General features: G+C 59.0%; 15 protein-coding genes. 9 read left to right on the plus strand and 6 right to left on the minus strand.

The features are described 5' to 3' along the window. Window positions 1-63: 63 nt before the first annotated feature. The 5 genes from E4662_RS12250 (at window position 64) to E4662_RS12270 (ending at window position 6,521) form a co-directional block, all read left to right on the plus strand. Entirely contained in the window at window positions 64-1,512 is a 1,449-nt protein-coding gene (locus E4662_RS12250; protein ID WP_136441864.1) for an aldehyde dehydrogenase family protein, read from the plus strand. Then, entirely contained in the window at window positions 1,512-2,486 is a 975-nt protein-coding gene (locus E4662_RS12255) for a membrane dipeptidase (protein ID WP_136441865.1), read from the plus strand. The genes E4662_RS12250 and E4662_RS12255 overlap by 1 nt, the downstream gene beginning before the upstream one ends. A 69-nt stretch (window positions 2,487-2,555) precedes the next feature. Then, window positions 2,556-4,100, plus strand: coding sequence for a BCCT family transporter (locus E4662_RS12260; RefSeq protein WP_136441866.1), 1,545 nt, complete (start codon window positions 2,556-2,558; stop codon window positions 4,098-4,100). A gap of 106 nt (window positions 4,101-4,206) precedes the next feature. After that, complete coding sequence (locus E4662_RS12265; RefSeq protein WP_136441867.1) at window positions 4,207-5,880, plus strand: hypothetical protein; 1,674 nt, start codon at window positions 4,207-4,209, stop codon at window positions 5,878-5,880. Continuing rightward, complete coding sequence (locus E4662_RS12270; protein ID WP_136441868.1) at window positions 5,877-6,521, plus strand: DUF3726 domain-containing protein; 645 nt, start codon at window positions 5,877-5,879, stop codon at window positions 6,519-6,521. The genes E4662_RS12265 and E4662_RS12270 overlap by 4 nt, the downstream gene beginning before the upstream one ends. A 454-nt stretch (window positions 6,522-6,975) precedes the next feature. Here E4662_RS12270 and E4662_RS24090 read toward each other — a convergent pair whose 3' ends face one another. From E4662_RS24090 to E4662_RS12295, 5 genes are all read right to left on the minus strand, one after another. After that, window positions 6,976-7,272 carry a DUF1330 domain-containing protein gene (locus E4662_RS24090; RefSeq protein ID WP_168797965.1) on the minus strand — a complete coding sequence of 99 codons (297 nt, stop codon included), beginning with the start codon at window positions 7,270-7,272 and terminating at the stop codon, window positions 6,976-6,978. Window positions 7,273-7,821: 549 nt separating this feature from the next. Then, window positions 7,822-8,835, minus strand: a complete 1,014-nt coding sequence (locus E4662_RS12280; RefSeq protein WP_136441870.1) for a glutathione S-transferase C-terminal domain-containing protein — start codon at window positions 8,833-8,835, stop codon at window positions 7,822-7,824. A 2-nt stretch (window positions 8,836-8,837) separates the two neighbouring features. Beyond that, window positions 8,838-9,407 (minus strand): hemerythrin domain-containing protein, encoded by a 570-nt coding sequence (locus tag E4662_RS12285; protein WP_136441871.1) that lies wholly within the window; start codon window positions 9,405-9,407, stop codon window positions 8,838-8,840. A gap of 69 nt (window positions 9,408-9,476) precedes the next feature. After that, entirely contained in the window at window positions 9,477-11,009 is a 1,533-nt protein-coding gene (locus E4662_RS12290) for a glutamate synthase-related protein (RefSeq protein ID WP_136441872.1), read from the minus strand. Between the two features lie 179 nt (window positions 11,010-11,188). Then, window positions 11,189-12,103: a pirin family protein gene (locus tag E4662_RS12295; RefSeq protein WP_136441873.1), complete on the minus strand. Its 915-nt coding sequence runs from the start codon at window positions 12,101-12,103 to the stop codon at window positions 11,189-11,191. Between the two features lie 441 nt (window positions 12,104-12,544). Between E4662_RS12295 and E4662_RS12300 the strand changes: the two genes are divergently transcribed. Next, entirely contained in the window at window positions 12,545-15,751 is a 3,207-nt protein-coding gene (locus tag E4662_RS12300; protein ID WP_136441874.1) for a reductive dehalogenase, read from the plus strand. A 78-nt stretch (window positions 15,752-15,829) separates the two neighbouring features. On the opposite strand, the gene E4662_RS12305 is transcribed toward E4662_RS12300, so the two are convergent. Next, window positions 15,830-16,528: a helix-turn-helix domain-containing protein gene (locus E4662_RS12305; RefSeq protein WP_136442115.1), complete on the minus strand. Its 699-nt coding sequence runs from the start codon at window positions 16,526-16,528 to the stop codon at window positions 15,830-15,832. A 256-nt stretch (window positions 16,529-16,784) separates the two neighbouring features. Here E4662_RS12305 and E4662_RS12310 point away from each other — a divergent pair, with 256 nt between their 5' ends. From E4662_RS12310 to E4662_RS12320, 3 genes are all read left to right on the plus strand, one after another. Further along, window positions 16,785-17,282 (plus strand): universal stress protein, encoded by a 498-nt coding sequence (locus tag E4662_RS12310; RefSeq protein ID WP_136441875.1) that lies wholly within the window; start codon window positions 16,785-16,787, stop codon window positions 17,280-17,282. A gap of 21 nt (window positions 17,283-17,303) precedes the next feature. Then, the gene (locus E4662_RS12315; RefSeq protein ID WP_136441876.1) at window positions 17,304-18,950 is read left to right on the plus strand and encodes an MFS transporter; all 1,647 of its coding nucleotides are present in this window, start codon (window positions 17,304-17,306) and stop codon (window positions 18,948-18,950) included. Between the two features lie 102 nt (window positions 18,951-19,052). Continuing rightward, entirely contained in the window at window positions 19,053-20,453 is a 1,401-nt protein-coding gene (locus E4662_RS12320; RefSeq protein ID WP_136441877.1) for a NarK family nitrate/nitrite MFS transporter, read from the plus strand. Window positions 20,454-20,461 lie beyond the last annotated feature (8 nt).

A 20,461-nucleotide genomic window follows, 5' to 3' on the forward strand; every position in this document is an offset into this window, starting at 1 on the left:
GTGATTGAAGTCAGCCAGTCCTGTAGCCCCGATTATGACCAGAACGTATTCAGGGGAATTCTCATGCAGGAATTGGGCCGCAACTTTATCGCCGGCGAGTGGGTCGAAGGTGTTTCGACCGTCGAAAATCGCAACCCTTCGGATCTGAGCGATCTGGTGGGCCTATTCGCACAGGCCGGGACGGACCAGCTAGAGGCGACGCTGGATCAGGCGCGACGTGCTCAGGCGGAATGGGCCGCCTATGGCATGGAACGCAAACAGGCGGCTCTGATGGCGATCGGTAACGAGCTGATGGCGCGGGCCGAGGAGCTGGGCACTTTGCTGAGCCGCGAAGAGGGCAAGCCGCTGGCTGAAGGCAAGGGCGAGGTTTACCGCGCGGGTCAGTTCTTTACCTATTACGCGGCAGAATGCCTGCGCCAACTGGGCGAGAACGCCGATTCTGTTCGGCCAGGCGTGGAAATCGACGTGCGCCGCGAGGCGGTTGGCGTGGTGGCCATCATCTCGCCGTGGAACTTCCCGACCGCCACCGCATCCTGGAAAATCGCTCCAGCGCTGTGCTACGGCAATGCCGTTGTCTGGAAACCGGCCAACATCACCCCGGCATCTGCCGTGGCCCTGACCGAGATCATTGCGCGTCAGGACATTCCCAAGGGACTGTTCAGCCTTGTCATGGGCTCGGGCCGCGAGATTGGTCAGCAGCTGGTCGAAAGCCCGAAGGTCAACGCCATCTCCTTCACCGGCTCGGTGCCGGTCGGCAAGGGCATCGCCGCCGCAGCGATCCAGAACCTGACCAAGGTGCAGATGGAAATGGGGTCCAAAAACGCGCTGGCGGTGATGGATGACGCCGATATTGATCTGGCTGTTTCACTTGCACTGGGCGGTGCCTTTGGCGGCACCGGTCAGAAATGTACCGCGTCCTCCCGGCTCGTTGTTCACCAAGCCGTGCATGATGCCTTTGTCGAAAAACTGGTGGCAGGCACGAAAGCCATGAAAGTGGGCCACGCGCTCGGCGAGGGGACCCAGATGGGCCCGGTGGTCAGCCAGCAGCAATTGGAAGAAAACCTTGCCTATGTGGCCTTGGGCAAATCCGAAGGCGCCGAACTGGCCTGCGGTGGCCAGCGCCTTGAGATGCCCCATGAGGGCTTCTACATGAGCCCCGGTGTGTTCCTGAACACCACCAACGACATGCGGATCAACCGCGAAGAGATGTTCGCGCCCCTGACCAGCGTGATCAGTGTCGGCAGCTATGACGAAGCTCTGAGCGTGGTCAACGACACCAATTTCGGCCTCACCTCTGGCATCGTCACGCAGTCTTTGGCACGTGCCACCGATTTCCGCCGCAACGCCCGGACCGGCGTTGTCACTGTGAACCTGCCCACCGCAGGCACCGATTATCACGTGCCATTTGGAGGACGCGGCGACAGCTCCTACGGCCCACGGGAACAGGGCAAAGCCGCAGCTGAATTCTACACCACAGTCAAAACCGCCTATATCAGCGCCGGGGCCGTTTGATGCGGATCGACGGTCTTCAATATGCGAACTGGTCTGAGAAGATCTTTCGCCAACTGCGCGAAGGGGGCGTGGATGCGATCCACGTCACCATCGCCTATCACGAGACCTTTCGCGAAACGGTTCTGAATTTTGAACAATGGAACCGTTGGTTCGAGCAATACCCTGACCTGATCATGAAGGCGCAGTGGGCCACCGACATCGACAAGGCACGCGAAACCGGGCGCACGGCTGTGTTCTTCGGCTTCCAGAACCCTTCGCCAATTGAGGATGACATCGGGTTGGTCGAAATCGTTCACACCCTTGGTGCGCGTTTCATGCAGCTGACCTATAACAATCAGTCGTTGCTGGCGACCGGCTGTTACGAGGATTACGACGCAGGCCTGACCCGTATGGGGCGGCAGGTTGTCCGCGAGATGAACCGAGTAGGGCTGGTGGTGGATATGAGCCATTCTGGCGACAAATCTACAATCGACGCCGCAGACTATTCGGACCGCCCAATCGCCATCACCCACGCAAACCCGCATGAATGGTCGCCCGCGCTGCGCAACAAGAAAGACGACGTGATCCGTGCAGTGACTGAAAACGGTGGCATGTTCGGGTTCTCGATCTATCCGCACCACCTGAAAGGCAAGTCTGACTGCACGCTGGAAAGTTTCTGCGAGATGATCGCGCGCACAGCGGACAAATACGGGGTCGAACATCTCGGGATCGGCACCGACCTGTGCCAGGACCAGCCCGACAGCGTCGTGGAATGGATGCGTGTTGGTCGCTGGACCAAGGAAATCGACTATGGCGAAGGTTCGGCCAGCGCACCGGGCTTCCCGTCGATGCCGCATTGGTTCGAGGACAACCGGCACTTTGGAAACATCGAAAACGGCCTGCGTGCCGTCGGAATGAGTGACAGTGAAACCGCCGCCATCATGGGCGTAAATTGGTACCGTTTTTTTGAGGAGAACTTTGTTCCGCAAGCATAACGCATGCGGACAGGGGGAGGAAATCCACGGCCCAAAGCGAACAGGACGGGCCATTCCAAGGAGGGGTAGATGTCGGAAGCATCTATGGAAACAAACGTTCAGAAAAGCAGTGTGAACACACCGCTGTTTTTGATTTCAGGGGGCTTTATAGCTCTGTTTTGCCTTGCAGCGCTGATCAATCTTGATGCGTTGTCGGCGGCTGTGGATTGGGGCTTCAATGTCGCGGCCACCTATTTTGGTCTATATTGGCAGGTCCTGCTTCTGGCGACCTTCCTGATCGGCCTCGTGCTTTGCGTTCTGCCCGGTGGGAAAGCGATCATGGGCAACCTGGCGGCACCTGAGTTTTCGTTGTTCCAATGGGGATCGATGATCATGTGTACCCTGCTTGCCGGGGGTGGTGTGTTCTGGGCAGCTGGTGAGCCAATCGCGCACTTCCTCTACTCGCCGCCGCTCTATGGCGCTGAGGGGGGAACCCAGGCCGCCGTGAACCCGGCCATTGCACAAAGCTTCATGCATTGGGGCTTTCTGGCATGGGCGATCCTGGGATCGCTGTCGACGGTCATGTTGATGCACTACCACTACGAAAAGGGTTTGCCGCTGGCACCGCGAACGCTGCTTTACCCACTGTTTGGCGACAGGGCGATCAACGGTCCTATCGGACTGATCGCGGACGCAGCGTCGATCATCGCTGTGGTTGCCGGGACTGTTGGCCCCATCGGGTTCCTGGGGCTTCAGGTGAGCTATGGTCTGTCGGACCTGTTCGGCATTCCGGATGTTTTTGCCACTCAGCTTGTCGTCATCGGCGGCCTTGTCGCGATCTACACGATCTCGGCGATGACCGGCTTGTCGCGCGGCATTCAGCTCTTGTCAAAGATCAACGTGATCCTTGCAGGCGCTCTGTTGGTCTTTGTCCTGCTGGCAGGCCCGACTGGCTTCATCTTCGGGTCGTTCCTCTCGGGCTTTGGCACCTATCTGGGCAACTTCTTCCAGATGGCGCTGTTCCGCGGGGATGCAGGTGTCTTTGGCGAACCTGGCTGGCTTGGCTGGTGGACCGTGTTCTTTTGGGGCTGGTTCATGGGGTATGGCCCACTGATGGCGATGTTCATCGCTCGGGTTTCACGCGGCCGTTCAATCCGTTCGATTGTCATTATGCTGTCGATCATCGCGCCAATCGTGACCAACTTCTGGTTCACCATCATCGGTGGTACCGGCATCGCGATGGAACTGGCCGAGCCTGGCACCGTCTCGACCGCGTTCGAAGGTTTCAACCTGCCTGCGGCGCTGCTGGCGATAACCGGCAACCTGCCGATGGGCTTTGCGATCTCGATCCTGTTCCTGATCCTGACAACTATCTTCGTGGCCACGACCGGTGACTCGATGAGCTACGTCATCTCTGCCACCATGGGCGACAGCGACAACCCGTCAACCGGCGTGCGCGTTTTCTGGGGTATCGCAATGGGTGTAATGGCCGTCATCCTGATCTCGGTTGGCTCGGGCGGTGTGTCCAAGCTGCAAAGCTTTATCGTCGTCACCGCCGTGCCGGTGTCGCTGATCCTGTTGCCGTCGCTGTGGGATGCTTTGCGCATCACCTTGGCCAAAGGCAAAGAAAGCTAAAAAACATGATGGGCACCTGTCCGGGTGCCCATCATACCCTGTTTGTCCGTCCTTATCCGAGAACCGGTTGAAAGCTAGAAGTGTCCTGAACGCAAAGGCAAATATCATGAACGCAACTTCGCTCCGCGACCCACGACTTGTCATGCGCTTGTCCCGGCTGGGATCGATGCATCAATGCCGCCTGAGTTTCATGCGTGTGCTGACACGCCGCATGGCCGAGGAAAACTGGTCTTTCGCGCGTCCGAAGTTCGATATTGATGAAAACGGTGTCGGTCATGCCGTCTATGTGGCGCAGGGACCTGAACGCGCCTATTCGCTGGTTGCGTTTGCCCATGATTTGCCGCCCGAGATGCGGTCAGACCGGGTGATTGCCACCGCGTGGGACGCCACCTTTACCCTATTTGACGGCATCCCGACGGAGGACGACATCGTGCGTCTGTCGCAAAATGTCCCTTATCAGGAAGCAGGTCGCGTGACCGAAAAAGAGCTTTCGGTTTCGCGTGCCAACCGCTCGGTGCGCCTGTGGGAGCATTTTGTCGATGCGCTGTCACGGGGCCACCAGCCCGACGCCGACAAAATTGAGGCTGTAGGCTACCTGATGCGCACAACAGCCGTTTACGGATCCGGGAAACTGGGGGCCTCGGACTATGGCGCCATTTCCGACCGGCCCGAATTCGCCGTGCCTTTCCAGGTCGAGATGCTTTCGGTTTTCCTGACCCGCGCCTTTGTGCGCGATCTGGTCAATCATATGGCGCAGATGCGTGGCGGCGACAGCGCCGTCGCTATGTCGCGGGAAATTGCCCATGGTCTCGGGATCGGCAACTCGACCGGCCTTGGTCTGGGGCCTTTCATCATCAACCACCCCTTGTTGTTCAACAACTGGATCATGGCGCGCGAGGAGGCGATTGCACGCGTGCGTTCGGTCGAGACCGTATCGCAGGAGGAGCGGAACCAATTCCATGAAGTATTGCAGCGTAGCCTGATTTCGGTTTCTCGATGGAAGTCTGAGCACCCGGTGCAGATCGAACGGCTGACCGCCTTGCGAGCCGATATCGACCTGCTAAAGCAGCATCTTGCAAACGGCGCGCTGGACACGACCTTCCCGTGGGACAAGCTGGTGACATGGAGTGAACAGGAGCTGAGCGAAGAAGGGCAGGAATATGTGGCCTCTCTGATCCTGGAACCCTATAGCGATCTTGTCGATGATCTTGCGTCATCGATGTCCGACATCGATCCGGACACGTTCCGCATCGACGGCAGCTTGTCGGTTGATGAAATGCGCGCGCTGATCGAAGCAAGGTTCGGCTGGGCTTTGAACCTGGATTGGGGTGCCACGGAAAACTGTGCCCGAGCATGGTATGTATCAGCCGAAAAGCTGGAGCCTCGGGTGGGCGAGCGGTTCGAAGAGCCGATTTCCCAATTCGAAATCCCGCTGGCCCCCGCCCGTGATGCCGTCGCTGCTCATGCGGAGTTGCGCAATTGGGAGGGCACCAAGCCGATTGCAGAATTCCTGCTGCGCCACCCTGAGCATCGGCACACGATCCGCCGCGCACAGATCGGAGCCAATGCGCCCTACAGCGAGATCAACGACAATACAATTTCGTCCGAACTGTTCCCTGTCGATCTTTTGCGGGTCAAGCTGGCGTTCTTCGGCGCCACGCAATTCTCCCCCCGGTCTGATCGTTGGGTGCGGATTTGCATGTACGGCAATGCGCCATACCCAGAAGATCTGACCAACAGCGACGCAGATCTGTGGGTCTACCCGGAGGTGACAGCATGACATTCGCATTGATCGAAGTAGAAGCCATGGCCAAGAAAGCCGCCCGCGGAGCCGGTTACGGCTGGGGTATGGCCGAAGAAGCCGCCAAGGCCACCCGTGCGCTCTGCGCTGTGGGTCTTGACGGCGTCGCCGCGCTCGCAGCTGCCTTGACCTCTGTTGACGGGAAAAACCTCTCTGAGGTGAGACCATCGACACTTAGTGGAGACTGGCGTGGAGAAACGGGGGCCCTCTGCCCTGTATCAACGGGCGCAGCGCTTTCAGATAGTGTTCAGATCTGGGCCAAAGAAGGTAAGCGGATCACAAACATCAACGTTCCTGTTCTACTCGTTCCTTTTGCCATGAATGCTGCGCGCCATCACGGCCAAACAGTGACGCTGACATGGGGCGGTTCCCAAGTCGTGACCGACGGTTCGTCAGTGGATGTCTCATTGGACCATGAGTACAAAGAGAACGAGATTGCGGACATGGCAACCGTCAGGGTCGGAGGGCAGTTGACCTCTCCCAGCGCATCTCATTTCCGTTCAGCACCAGCAGCCGACGATTGGAAAACGCTGTGTGATCTGGCACAGCGCACCTACGCCCCGGACACCGAGGAATCCCGGCGCAAGGGTGCAGGCGCGGGGCTGACCGACAACGACTGACACGGCCAGTCGCTGAGCATTGGCGGTAGAATGGCGAGGGCTTCATTCGCCGCCATTGCCATTCACTTTAACGCTGCGCTTTGGACGAATGGCAGCTGTGACGGCCCGCGCCGCAAGAGACGTCGCAGCTGCCAGAACCAGCACCCCAATCATGGCGCCAGCCCGGAGTTTCCCGAGGTGGCTCGAAGACGTTCAACGACCCTGCCCTCCCCTTCGGGTCTGCATTGTTAAGCAGTTTCAAACGACATTCCGCAAGTCGGCTCAAGATACAGGGCCAGTGGATGGTAAGGACGGCGATGCGATGGCAGCAGGAAAAAGACGCGTGGACACCGCGAGAAGGGCGGCAGTGCTCAGCGATATGGTGGCTAGGTTACCCTGATCGCACAGAGCTTTCAGGAAACGTTTTTCCGGCGCAACCGAACGGCTAAACCTCGGTTTGCCTGCCTGTTCCAGCTCACGCCTCGCCGACAACACTGACACTGTAGCGGGAGAAGGCCTCATCACGGATAGGTTTTACCGCTTCATACTCGGGGCTCTGAAAGACCGACGCAACGGCATCGTGGTCCGGATATTCAACCAGGATTATTGTCTCGGCTGGCTTCCCGCCGACGACCGCCTTGGACACATCAAACCGTTGGACAATCTTTGCCTTCGCACGCTCCATCAGCGGCTGGGTTACTTCGAAATAGCGGGCTAGGGCCGACGGGTTGGCCTCGTTTACTGTGACCATTGCCAAAACAGTTACCGTCATTCTAGGATCCCTCCGAACCAAGTTCAAAAGCAAACGAGACCACGACCAAATCTCATTATCTGCAAAGCTATAGAGCACCAGACACCAAGCGACAATCTCCGGAAAGATGGCTTGTCCAAATCCGGAACCAGCCCTCGAAGCGGCCATTCGTTCAGGTTTAGGCCCAAGCCCTAGGTGCGGACGAAACGGGCGTTTCAAGTGAGCGATCCCGATGTCGAAAGTGGCTTTAAGCGGACGTTGAGCGCACACCCGTCCCGGACTTGATCCGGGACCTCTCGACCATCGCACAAGCCGCGTCATCGACGGGCCGTGGTGCGGCGATCCTCCTTCTGATCCCCTCGGTTTATCTCAGAAACTGGCGCGCTAGGCTGGTGTGGCGCCCAGCACCAACCCAATCGCCGTGCCGGGGGGCGGCCCGTCGATTTGCGCGGCGGCCTGCGGCCTTGCTCCGCGCCTGAGGTGAGTGGAATGTCCGCAAAAGGCCAAGCGCTGATATTCATCGTGTCAGGCTGCGCCGCAGCGCATGTCGATGTCGTTCGGAGAGCGTTGTCAGGCGAGTTCCGGGTGAGCATAGGCTTCTGGATACGGCATGGGCAGCAACGGTCCTGATGGGACAACCCCGTTCCAGGATCGTCCGAAATATCCCTGACGGCAGTGGATCAAAGACCCCGCCTGCGCCACGCCGGGCAGCGCATAAACGCGGCACAGCCAGCGCCACAGATGCGGATAGTCGAGGATGCGGGCGCCATTCAGCTTCATGCGGACGTAGTAGACCGGATCATGGCGATAGAGGGTTGGAAAAAGGCGCAAATCGGCCTCTGTGAAGCTGCCACCGGTCAGGTATGCGCTCCCGTCCGATAGCAATTCGTTTAGATTACTCAGGGTCTCAAAATAAGCGTCAAACGCCTGCGCATAGACCGCTTGGTCCGAGGAAAAACCCGCTTTATACGCCCCGTTGTTGATCGTGACATAGATCCGTTCGTTCAACTCATCGACCACCCCCTTTTCCGCGGGATCAGCGGGCACCAATTGGGGACGTTCCGAAAGCGCACTGCCAAGTTGCTCGGCATAGGCATCAAGCATTCGAATAATCTCGGCGCTTTCATTGTTCACGATGCGCCCGGCAATTTTGTCATACAGGATCGGGACGGATTGTTCGTCTGAGCCTTCGCGCTGGTAGATTTCCTTGGCAAGTCTCAGGCTCATGCCGGTCCCGGTCTCTGTCGTGCATTCCGGCAAAGGGGTGCCGGTCAAAGTTGCAACGCGGTCCGGCGCGAACGCCCACAGGTTCGGGCCCGCCGGATCCGTCTCATCGGTGCGGTTGGGGAAAGCGACATCCATCGAAATGCTGTCCTCAAGCCCCAGCACCGCACGCGCCAGCGTCACGCGGTGGCACCAAGGGCAGTTGAGCGCCACAAACAAATGATAGCGCCCCGGTTCTGCAGGGAACTCTGCATCACCAATCCTATGGCGAAACCCGCTGACGCCGCGCACGAATTCGCCTCGTGCGCGGCGTCCTTTTGCATCGGACTGGTCTTCTTGTGTGGAGACGTCCTTAGTCATGTCTATCCTCTCAATCGGTGGTGCAGGATGATGGGCACCGCGAGGTCTTCTTCGTCCGTCAGATGGCGTTTCAGGAACGCCTCGATCACCTGCGCCTGACCGTGCACAGCGCCTGCTTCGTCATAGGCTTGCGCCTCGTCCAGAGCCGCAAGCTTGATCACCCGGTTGGCCTGGCGTGTGAAACCCTCCAGAACCACATCAAGTTCGGCATGGTCTTTTTCCAGAACCTCCAAACCGGCATCAAACCGTGCATCGGCAGCTGAAAGCTCCGGGAAGTAGCTGTGATCCTCCCAGCCGTGATGGCCGTGCAGATTGCCTACAAGCCGCCCGCCCAGAAATGACAGCCGGGCGGTGTAGTCGTCCAGCGCCATCTCTTTGTCGAGCACACGTTCCGTATCCAGTCGCACCCGTTCGGCCAGCGCGCGAAAGCTCTGATGGGCGCTGAGCCATTGGCGGGTCTTGTCCTTGAAGCCGGGATGCGCCTCCCACGCGTCGCGCGGGTAGGAGTCCAGAAGAAAACGCATCTCTTCGGGCATATCGGTGTCGCGGATTGTGTAGGTGGTGTCGAGCATCGGGTCTCTCCTTTCGCTTCTGATGTGGGGGTTGGGATTCCCCACACCAGAGCGCGGGCGGCAGGGCGGCTATGCAGGCCCGGCAAAGCGGATACCGGCCAGATCGGCCACATCGCGCTTCCAGCTTGTGATGTCGCGGGGGGTGAACCCGGACAGGCTGTCATGGCCGCAGGCGCGCGCCATCACCTGCATCAACTCGGCCGAGGCACCGAAATAGCGCGCCAGCTGTTCAGCCCCGCGCTGCACGTCAAGCCGCCTGCGCAGCTCCGGTTTCTGGGTCGCGACGCCGACAGGGCAGTTGTTGGAATTGCACATGCGCGCCGCGATACAGCCAACGGCCTGCATGGCAGAATTGCTGACCGCAATCGCATCCGCGCCAAGGGCCATTGCTTTGACGAAATCCTCGGCCACCCGCAGCCCGCCGGTAATCACCAGCGTCACCTCCCGGCCCGTTTTCGCGTCCAGATGCCGCCGGGCGCGGGCCAGAGCAGGGATCGTTGGCACAGAGATGTGGTCGCGGAAGATCAAAGGCGCGGCCCCGGTGCCGCCGCCACGTCCATCAAGGATGATATAATCGGCAGAGGCCTCCAGTGCGAAGTCGATATCGTCTTCGATGTGATTGGCTGACAGTTTGAACCCGATGGGAATACCACCCGAGCGTTCGCGCACCTGATCGGCGATCCGCTTGAAATCAGCAGGGCTGTGCAAGTCGGGGAAGGTGGACGGCGAGATGGCCGCCTGGCCGGGCTCCAGACCACGCACCTCCGCGATCTTGCCTTGCACCTTGTCACCCGGCAGATGCCCGCCCGTGCCGGTCTTGGCCCCCTGGCCACCCTTGAAGTGGAACGCCTGAACCTTGGCCACATGATCCAGCGACCAGCCGAATTGCGCCGAGGCAAGCTCATAGAAATACCGGCTGTTCGCGGCCTGCTCTTCCGGCAGCATGCCGCCTTCGCCAGAGCAAATACCCGTGCCCGCCATTTCGGCCCCGCGCGAGAGTGCCGTTTTGGCCTCTTCGGACAACGCGCCATAGCTCATGTCCGAAACAAAGAGCGGGATCGAAAGCGTCAGCGGCTTGGCCGCGCGCGGGCCGATCACCACGTCGGTTGCGACTTCTGCCTCATCCAAGAGCGGCTTGCGCGCCATCTGGGCGGCGAGGATCTGGATGTCGTCCCAATGCGGCAGATCCTTGCGCGGCACGCCCATGGCGCCCAGCTCGCCGTGGTGGCCAAGCTTGGACAGCCCGTCCTTGGCAAGCGCATGGATGCGGGCAACAGTCGGCTCTTCAGGCGTGGGCGTCGCCTGCGGTATATCGGATTTCGGCTCTGGCGCCGGATCGCCTGCGGATTTGTCGCCAAGACGCGTGTGGGAACCATCACAAAAGGGCGCATTCGCACTGGCTTTGCACTGACACAGCGTTGCCGCACCGTCCTTGTCAGCCGCAAATTTCAGAGGCTCGAGCCCGGTCCCGGCATGAGACCCGTCGCAAAAAGGTTGCGATTTGGACCGCCCGCAACGGCACCAGAAGTAGGTTTTCCCTGCCTCCAAATCGACTTTGGTCGGGTGTTTTGCAGCGATGATTGGAATGGCTTTGTCGGTCATGGTGGCTCTCCCTGTGTTTTTTGTGGCCAGCTTAGGCCGGCCGTTTGTTCAATCGTGCGCGATCATGCACCGCAGTGTAATCCATGTCTGGTCCCATCGGCACAACGCGTGTCGGATCGATTTGGTGTCGCACCACTGATCGACCCTTTGGCCGTCTTGCAACAGTCCCACGACGGCCCCTAGTGATCCGGCGGCTTGATAAAGGTGTTGTTGCGCAGATCCGTGAAGGCTTGCTGCAATTCGGCCTGCGTGTTCATCACGATCGGGCCATGCCACGCCACAGGTTCCTTGATCGGCGTGCCCGCGACCAAAAGGAACCGCACGCCTTCCGGACCGGCCTGCACCTCGATCTCATCGCCCGTACCAAAGCGCACCAGCGTGCGGTTGCCGGACATGTCGCGGATGTTAACCTCCTGCCCCATGACCTCCTTTTCCAGAAGAACGCCAGACGGGGTGGAGGCATCCATAAACCGTGCTTGCCCGTCAAACACATAGGCAAAGGTGTTGCGATAGGTATCAACCTTGAAGCGCTTTCTCACACCGGCGGGCACCCGGATATCCAGATACAGTGGATCCGCGGCGATCCCGTCGACCGGGCCGCGCTTGCCCCAGAACGTGCCGATCACGATTTTGACGCGTGTGCCGTCATCGTCGATGACCTCGGGGATCTCCTTAGCCGCGACGTCCTGATAGCGCGGCGCGGTCATCTTGAGATGGCCGGGCAGGTTTGCCCAAAGCTGAAACCCATGCATCTGGCCACGCGCATTTCCGGTGGGCATTTCCTGATGCAGAATGCCGGATCCGGCGGTCATCCATTGGATGTCGCCCGCGTGCAGGTTGCCTGCGTTGCCGAGGCTGTCGGAATGTTCGACGGTCCCTTCCAGCACATAGGTGATGGTCTCGATCCCGCGATGGGGGTGCCACGGAAAGCCGCGCTGGTAAGCTTCGGGATCATCATTGCGAAAATCGTCGAGCAACAGGAACGGATCCTGCGCGCTTGGGTCCTGAAACCCAAAAGCGCGGTGCAGATGCACACCAGCGCCTTCCATGGTGGCTTGGGCTTGGGACGTTCCAATGGCGGGGCGGATAGACATGGGGCCTCCTTCTTGTGCTCTGAGGACTGACCGGCTCTGTTTGGATGCCCATCGTGCCTGAGGCGGCGTCGAAGGGCGCGCGGATGATGTTGCCCGCAACGTCCTCCAACTCGGGATCAACAATGATAGTGTAGCGCCCGGCCTGCCAAGGGCGACCCTGGACAAGCGACCAGCCTCCGCCTTCGCTGGTGATCCTGCCCGTTTCCTGCTTTGACGCAAGGTGCGGAGTGAAGATGAATCCGCTCACCATCACACCTGTCGCGTTTCGTCTTTTGGTCACTTCGGTTGATGCCAAAAAGCCCACAGGCCCGGGAGACAAGGAAAGTGGTTGTTTTGGCCATGAACATTGCCACACTGACAAAACCGATTGCCTGGCATGAGCCTGACTATCTGCGAGATACTTCGGCTCAATCGCCTGGCGCTTTATGAAGGACCACTTCCATGGGCATTCGTTTCTTTTCGACCAAAGACCGTCCGTTGCACCTTGGTCCCTATCCGCTGGAGCGGTTGAAGCGCCGTGCGGACCGCCCGGAACTTGCGAGGGTGCCCCCTGCTGAGACGTTGGACTTCCGTCGTTTGCGAACACCGCATTCCCTAGTGAACGCGATGGGCGAATACCAGGCAATGATGGACGTGCTCCGAGACGGGGTGGTCAATCCGGCTGCGGCGACAGCGCCGACTGATCCTGTAGAACGCGCGAACCATATGAAAGCGTTCGGTTATTTTCAGGATGCCTCGATGATCGGGATTTGCGAGCTGCCCCCAGCGGCCATGTTGCAAGCGCCGACGCGCAATCCGGATATTGATCGATTGGCCAAGGATATCCGAACCAAGCAAACCAAAACGCTGGCCTCAGGCATCGACGAAATTATGGCGGGATTGAAAGAGTCGGTTGAAGCGCCTCCGACCTCGATCGATGGGCACTCTCATGCCATCGTTTGCCTGTTTGAACATATGCGCACGCCACGCGCATCAGAACCCGGTGCCGAGTGGATCATGGACGCGCAGGACCACCGCGCAGCGCTCCGGGCGACAGAGGCGGCGGTGATCCTGTCGAACTATCTGCAGCTTCTTGGCTTCAGGGCCAAGGCGCATACGGCAACATCGTCGGATGTTGAGCTGAACACGTTGGCCGTGGCCGCCGGACTTGCGACCGTCGAGAATGGGCAGATTTGCGCACCCTTTCTTGGGAGGAATTTTGGCCTGGCCGTGGTCACCACCGACATGGAAATGGCACAAGATTTGCCGCTCGCGCCCTGGGCCGAACAAACGCTCGGGCCAGCTTGGTGGATTGGGAAAGGGAGCACCAAGAGCGCCCTGAACCGAGACCCCTATCGGCACCGAGATTACGTCAATGGCGCACATCCCTTTGAAAAACTGAAGCGCGTCGATCAGCCGACGACCTTTATCGACGAAGAACGCGTTGCCCGGGTGCCGAAACGCTCCGATATGTTTGCCCGGTCGCAATTCGGCGACCTCGGCAAGAAACAACAGGAGGCCGCCTCTGGCGGCTGGTACGCACGAAAGAGTGCTCACAGCTTTGCGCAACGTCGTGTGCTCGGGGCCTTCGTCCTATTGCAGGACGGCGATCCGCATTCCGAAGGCACAAAACCAACGGACGCCGAACGCAACGCGGCGAACGTCAAGGCAGCGACCTATTTCCTTGGCATTGACGCTGCGGGCATTTCGCGCTGCCCGGATTGGGCGTGGTACAGCCACGACGCCACCGGCGCAGAGCTAAAGCCGACACATCACAACGCCATCTCCATGATCGTCGATCAAGGCTTTGAAACTATGGAAGGCGCCAGTGGCGACGACTGGATCGCGGTTGCCCAATCCATGCGCGCCTATCTGCGCTTCTCTCTCTTGGGCGGCGTCATTGCCAAACAGATCCGCAACCTCGGCTATTCCGCCAAGGCCCACTCCGTCATGGATGGTGAAGTTCTTCAGCCACCACTGCTGCTGCTTTCGGGTCTCGGCGAAGTCAGCCGTATAGGCGAGGTGATCCTCAACCCACTCCTCGGGCCACGACTCAAATCCGGTGTCGTGACCACCGACATGCCTTTGTCGCACGACAAACCGATTGATTTCGGTCTGCAGAACTTCTGCAACAACTGCAAGAAATGTGCGCGTGAATGTCCCTCCGGTGCCATCACCGCCGGGCCGAAACTGATGTTCAACGGCTATGAGATCTGGAAGTCCGACAGCCAGAAATGCACCACCTACCGGATCACCACCGAGGGTGGCGCGATGTGTGGTCGTTGCATGAAAACCTGTCCCTGGAACCTCGAAGGTCTCTTCAAGGAAAAACCCTTCCGCTGGGTCGCCTCACATGTTCCGGCCGCCGCCCCCTTACTGGCAGAACTGGACGACAGGCTGGGAAACGGTGGGCTCAATGACGCCAAGAAATGGTGGTGGGATCTCGAACTGAAAGAAGATGGCGCCTACAAGCAGCCGGCTCAGCCGATCAACCGCCGCGCCCTGCAACCAGACCTTGACCTGAAATACGAAGATCAGACACTGGCGGTCTACCCCGCCAACCTTGCCCCATGGCCTTACCCCTATCCCTTCCCGATGGACCGGGAGGCAGGGATCAAGGCCTACGAGGACATGATAACCGCCGACGAGTACAAGTCTCGGCTTGCACGCGGCGAAACCAGTGGGCTTGCCCACGAACGTCCCGATTTCGGCGACGCCCCGGTCATTATGGCGCGTGTGTCAAAGGTGGTCGAAATGACCGCCGGCGTAAGCAAGTATGAATTCACGGCCTGGGACGGCTCCTCACTGCCAGACTGGACAGCGGGGGCTCACCTCGACGTGGTGGTCACGCCGGAATACCTGCGACAATACTCGATGTCGGGCGACCCGGCAGACAATACAAAGTATCAGATCGGCGTACTGCGCGAAGAAGAAGGTCGCGGCGGGTCGAAGATGCTGCACCGGATCTTCAATGAGGGCCGCCGTGTGTTCATTTCGAAGCCGATCAACCATTTCGAGTTGGTGGAGGACGCCACCAAAACCTTCCTGATGGGCGGCGGTATTGGCATCACACCGATGATTGCCTTTGCGCACCGGCTGCACGCGCTGGGCGCGGACTTCGAACTGCATTACTCCGCCAGCAAAATGGAAGATGCCGGCTTCCTCGAAGACCTACCCCAAATGCCTTGGGCTGACCGTGTGAGCTATCACTTTTCAGATCAAGGGACCCGGGCCGATCTGGATGCAGTTCTGGGCAGCTACGAACCCGGCAGGCACGTGTACACATGCGGGCCAGACCGCTTCATGAATGGCGTCATGGAAGCCGCAGAACGGCAAGGTTTTCCCGAAGAGGCGCGACATCTGGAGTATTTCTCGGTGCCTGAACAGCCCGACTATGTGAACCACGCATTCAAGGTTAAACTGGCAAAATCCGGCAAGGAACTCACCATTCCCGAGGACAAGACGATCTCCGACGTCCTTCAGGAGAACGGCGTGCATGTAGACGTGAAATGTTCCGACGGGATTTGCGGTGTCTGTAAGTGCGGCTACTTCGGCGGCGAGGTGGAACACCGGGACTTCGTGCTCTCGAAGAAGCAGAAAGAAAACGAGATCGTAACCTGTCAAAGCCGGGCCGCAGAAGGCGTAGAAGAAATCACACTTGATCTGTGACCCAATCGGATTTGACGGTGGGACAACGGAGGCTCCCCGCCGAAGGGCTGACACGCAAAGACTTACAAAAGGTGCTTTCTAAGATCTGAAGTCGTCGATCAGCGCGCTGGGTCGTGCGAATTTCTCAAGATCTTCCTGATCGAGGATCTTGATGTGATTGCCTGACACGTGGATCCCGTAAGACTTGAGGCTCTTGAACGCCCGGCTCAGGTTCTCCGGCGTCATTCCCAGGAACGACGCCAAAAGGCGTTTCTCGATAGGCAGATCGAACTCGGACGCTCCGTTTTCGCGCTTCTGCTGGCGCAGGAGATAGTTGGCGAGGCGCTCAAGCGATGTTCTGAGCTTGAGATCCTTCGTGTTCTTGACAACCGACCGGTAGCATTGTGCCAGTTCTGTCACGATGGCGCGGGCAAAATGGGCGTCGATGTCAAAGACAGCGCGCACGTCCTGACTGGGAATCAGGGCGATGCGGCTTTTTTCCAAAGTGCGGGCCGACATCAAGTAAGGTGCATCCCTGACCGAGGCCGCCAGAATGAAGGTCGAGACAGGTCGCACCGTCGCCATGGAGGTCTCCCGGTGATTCCAACTCGAAAAAAGCTCGACAGATCCGGACAGCACGATGTGCAGAAAATCGCTGGGGTCGCCTTCCTCGATCAGCTGAATTTGTGGTGGAAAATTCTGGACATACGAGCCCCGCATAAGCGCAAGGAAGTGCTCGTCGCTCATCTCTGCAAACAAGTGCAGACCTCGAATGTCGGGGAAATCCGACTCGGGCATTCCCAAATACACGTGGCTTTCTCCGCTTGGCATACTTCGACCTTAGTCTTGATAAATATCAATTCAAGCTTTGATTTTAGTCGTACGCTTGCTTGATGCTGCACCGCAAACTACAAGATAAACTTTGATTAGTCATTTATTTCAATCTGTTATCCGTCAAATCTTGACCCAGATCAAGAACGTTCGAGCAGACAGGGCGCAGACCAGCCTCAACACGCAATGCGCCCATCCCGGGCGCGCGAGAACGGAGGGACCAATGGAGATCATGCTTGCGTACGACCATTCGCGCAACGCGCGGATTGCGCTCGACGCAATTCAACAGATGTTCGGACCGCTCAAGCCGAGCGTGACGCTTGTCTCAGTTGTGGAAGACATCGGCAGCGCCACGGCGGGTGCCGACGAGCTGTTTACCGAGCAGTATCAGGACCAGAAGACCAGCGTTGAGAACGCTGCTGCCGAACTCATGGCCGCAGGGTTTGAAGCGAAGGTCATGCTGGCCGAGGGAGACGCGCGCAAGATGATCCTGCGCGCAACCGAAGAGCAGCAGCCAGACCTTCTGGTCATGGCGCGCCATTCCCACCAACCGGACAACGGGCCGCTTGGTTTCATCGCTAAGAAGCTCGATGCCATCGCCGAGGAATTTGACCATATGACTTTCGGGTCGGTCTCTGCCTTTCTCGCTCGCCGCGTGAAATGCCCCATCCTCATCATCCCAACCCATGTCCCCGCAACCTCGATACAGGCTGCGGAATAGAGACAACGGGGGCCAGAAAAAATGAAAATTTCCAGCTTGTTCCGAGTTCAGGACCGCGCCATCCGCGCCCTGCATCTGACGTGGATCGCGTTCTTCATCACCTTCTACGTCTGGTTCAACATGGCTCCGTTGGCATCCTCGATGCTGGCCGCCAACGATTGGTTGACCCGGGACGACATCAAGCTCTTTGCCATTGCAAACGTGGCATTGACCATCCCCGCCCGCATCCTCGTCGGGCTCTCGCTCGACAAATTCGGACCGCGGCGGGTCTTCTCCATCCTCATGGTCGTCATGGCCATTCCGACCGTCTTCTTTGCGTTCGGCGACACCAAGATGCAGCTGTTCATCTCGCGTCTGATCATGTCGTCCGTGGGCGCCGGTTTTGTTGTCGGCATTCACATGACAGCCCTGTGGTTCAAACCCCGCGACATCGGCTTTGCCGAGGGCTTTTACGCGGGCTGGGGCAACTTCGGCTCTGCTGCGGCTGCGCTGACCATTCCGACCATCGCGCTCAACATCTTTGGCGGTGACGACGGCTGGCGCTATGCGATTGCAATGTCCGGTGTCATCATGGCCGCCTATGGTGTGTTCTACTGGTTCGCCATCACCGATGGTCCCAACCCGGACACCCACAAGAAGGCCAAGGGCTCTGCCCTGGAAGTGTCGACCTACAAGGATCTCGTGCTTCTCGTCATCTTCACCGTGCCTTTGATCGGCATCCTCTCGATCCTGATCTACCGCGTCCAGATGATGGGCTATATCGACGGCTTTGTCGCTACCATCTGCTATGCCTCGATTGCCACTCTGGTGGTCTATCAGGTCTGGCAGGTCCTGCGCACAAATCTTCCGATCCTGCGCCGGGGTGTACCTGAAGACGACAAGTACCCATTCAGCTCCGTTGCGGCGCTCAACACCACCTATTTCGCCAACTTCGGTGCGGAACTGGCTGTGGTCTCGATGCTGCCGATGTTCTTTCAGGAAACCTGGGGGCTGACAGCGGTGGTTGCGGGTTTGATTGCGGCGTCTTTCGCCTTCATCAACCTGATTGCCCGTCCCATGGGAGGCCTTGTATCGGACCGCATGGGCAACCGCCGCTTCGTGATGCTGGCGTACATGCTCGGGATCGCCATCGGCTTTGCCCTGATGGGGCTGCTGAACAGTGAATGGCCGCTGATCATCGCGATTGGCATCACCATCGCCTGCTCGTTCTTCGTGCAGGGCGCGGAAGGGGCCACCTTTGGGATCATTCCTTCGATCAAACGCCGGGTGACTGGTCAGATCGCAGGCATGGCCGGGGCATACGGCAACGTCGGCGCGGTGTTCTACCTGTTCATCTTCACCTTCGTGGACACGCAGACCTTCTTCTTCATCATCGCCTGTGGCGCAATGATATCCTGGATCGTCTGCTTCTTCTGGCTCAAGGAACCGGAAGGCGGCTTTGGAGAAGAATATGTTCTCAGCTCCGTGGACGAGGCCATCGCAGCCGAAGCCCTGCGCAAGAAAGAGGCCGAAGCCGATCTGGCGCTGATCTTCGAAGGTTCCGAGAAAGTGGCCCTGGCCGAAAAAGGCAATGGTCTGACGGTCACCGCGAAATTCAAGGATCTCGATGATCTGAAAGCGGCGATTGCCAAGCTTGGACCCGACAAAGGCCCGCAACCCGCACAGTAACCCCAAAACACCCAGCCCGGGCGGGGGGAGCCGCCCGGGGACCATCAAACAGGCGCGTTTTCGCGACCTGACTGGCCAAACTCACCCTGAAAGGACAATGAAATGGCTGTCGCTGATCAATCAAACGTCCAGAGCGGTTACGTTCTGAACGACTGGCGCCCGGAGGACCCGCAGTTTTGGGAATCCAAGGGCAAAGTCATCGCAACCCGCAATCTCTGGATCTCGATCCCCAACCTCTTGATGGCCTTCTCGGTCTGGATGGTGTGGTCGGTCGTTGTGGCCAAGATGCCGGCCATCGGCTTCGACTTCTCCGTCGCCGAGCGGTTCTGGCTCGCCGCCCTGCCCGGCCTGTCCGGGGCCACCTTGCGGATATTCTACAGCTTCGTGATCCCGGTTTTCGGCGGACGGCGCTGGACGGCAATCTCGACCGCCTCGCTGCTTCTGCCCGCGCTCGGCATAGGGTTTGCGGTGCAAAACCCTGAAACAAGCTACTTCACCTTCCTGATGCTCGCGCTGATGTGCGGCTTCGGGGGCGGCAACTTTGCCTCCTCGATGGCAAACATCGCCTATTTCTACCCGAAAAAGGTCAAGGGACAGGCGCTGGCGATGAACGCCGGTCTCGGCAACCTCGGTGTTTCGGTCATGCAGTTTGTTGTGCCCGTTGTGATCACCATGGGCGTCTTTGGCGCCGTGGGTGGTGAGCCGCAGCAACTGTCCGATGGCGGTCAGCTGTTCATTCAGAACGCCGGATTTATCTGGGTGCCTTTCCTGATCGTGGGCACGATCGCAGCCTGGTTCGGCATGAATGACATCGCCGACGCCAAAGCCTCGGTTGGTGAGCAGATGTCGATCCTCAGCCGCTACCATAACTGGGTCATGTGCGTGCTTTATGTCGGCACCTTCGGCTCTTTCATCGGCTATGCCGCTGGTTTCCCGCTCCTGATGAAAACGCAGTTTCCCGAAGTTGATGTCCTGAAGTATGCCTTCCTCGGCCCGCTTGTCGGCGCGCTGAGCCGCTCGGCCACGGGCTGGATCTCTGACAAGTTCGGCGGCGGCAGGGTAACCTTCTGGGTGTTCCTCGGCATGATCGCTGCAGTTTATGGCGTGATCACCTTCCTGCCGACCACACCCGAAGCGGCCGACGGCAATTTCTGGGGCTTCTTCTCCTGCTTCATGGCGCTCTTCTTCCTGACCGGTGTGGGCAACGCCTCCACCTTCCAGATGATCCCCTCGATCATGAAACAGGAAATCCCGCGCCTGATGCCGAACCTTGAAGCGGCCAACATGCAGCGCACCATCGAGCGTGAATCGGCGGCGATCATCGCCTTCACCTCGGCCATCGCGGCATACGGCGCCTTCTTCATCCCGAAGAGCTACGGCACGTCGATTTCCATGACGGGCAGCCCGCATGGCGCGCTCTGGGCCTTCCTCGGCTTCTACGCGCTCTGCACCGTCATCACCTGGATCTACTACAGCCGCAAGAACGCACCCGTTCCCTGCTGAAGCCTGAC

Source organism: Pacificoceanicola onchidii, from assembly GCF_004804335.1.
Classification (GTDB): Bacteria; Pseudomonadota; Alphaproteobacteria; order Rhodobacterales; family Rhodobacteraceae; genus Pacificoceanicola; species Pacificoceanicola onchidii.